1 protein-coding gene and 1 pseudogene are annotated in these 1051 nt (G+C 62.9%); one reads left to right on the forward strand and one right to left on the reverse strand.

All coding sequences use genetic code 11. From position 1 onward, the window contains the following. Positions 1-142: pseudogene (locus B4E36_RS12025) on the forward strand (phosphatidylethanolamine-binding protein); the annotation flags it as partial. A 54-nt stretch (positions 143-196) separates the two neighbouring features. On the opposite strand, the gene B4E36_RS12030 reads toward B4E36_RS12025, so the two are convergent. After that, positions 197-1051, reverse strand: an 855-nt coding sequence (locus B4E36_RS12030; RefSeq protein WP_345900393.1) for a LysR substrate-binding domain-containing protein, incomplete at its 5' end; no start/stop codon positions are given.

A 1051-nucleotide genomic window follows, 5' to 3' on the forward strand; every position in this document is an offset into this window, starting at 1 on the left:
GCATCGCTACGTCATCACCGTCTACGCGCTCGACGTCGACAGTCTGCCGCTGGACAGCCTGTCCTCAGGCGCGATGGCAGGCTTCATGATCAATAGCCATTTTCTCGATAAGGCAAGCATCACGGGGTATTTCGGGCGCTGAAGCATGGCTAAGTCGCCGCAAGGAAGGCGGCTCCGTCGCGCTCGTCCGGTTCGGTTAAGGGCTGGGCAAGGGCTGAGCTGCCTTTGCGGCCTCTGCCAGCATCCAGGTCCTGACATTCCTGATGCGGCGGTCGCGCTCAAGGGCCGGCGGATAGCAGAGGTAATAGCCGGCGTTCACCGGAACCTGGTGCGGCATGATCGGGCAGAGCCTCTCGGCGGCTATGTCGCAGGCGGCAATTTCGATGCCCGCGAAGGTTATTCCCGCGCCGTCAATCGCGGCCTTGAGGCCTAGACCCGAAGAGTCGACGATTGTGATTGCTGCAGGTCGGGTCGGGCCGCCCGGCAGCGTCTCGTTCCACCGCTCGAAGTCCTTGCGCCGGTGCTGGGACAGAAACAGGTTGGTCTGCGAGATGGCCTTGCGAATATCGATTTCGTCATGCGTTTGCCAGTCGGCGGGGCGGCCCAGCAGCGTGACGTTTTCATCGAACAGGCGTTCGGAGAGAACCCCAGCCCATTGCCCGGAACCATGGCGCACCGAGGCATCCGCGACGCCGGCGCCGAGATCGACGGCGGTCTGGGTCGTAGAGATCAAAAGTTCGAAACCAGATCGCGCAAATGGATAGGACGCCATCCGAGGCGACAGCCAATGAACCGCGAATGTCGGCAGCATGGAAAGGCGCAAGGGACCGAGCTTACGCTCCTGCTTCACCGCCCCGACGGCCTGGATGATCCGCGTGAAGCCGACGGTGAGATCCGGAGACAGTTGCCGTCCGGTCTCCGTCAGCTCCAGGCGCGGTCCGACGCGGCGCATCAGTTCCACCCCGAGCAGATCCTCGAGGATCCTGAGTTGATGACTGACGGCGGAGGGCGTCACGCCGATTTCCTCGGCCGCATCCTTGATCGACATGTG

Source organism: Martelella sp. UBA3392 (assembly GCF_002358775.1).
GTDB classification, from domain to species: domain Bacteria; phylum Pseudomonadota; class Alphaproteobacteria; order Rhizobiales; family Rhizobiaceae; genus Martelella; species Martelella mediterranea.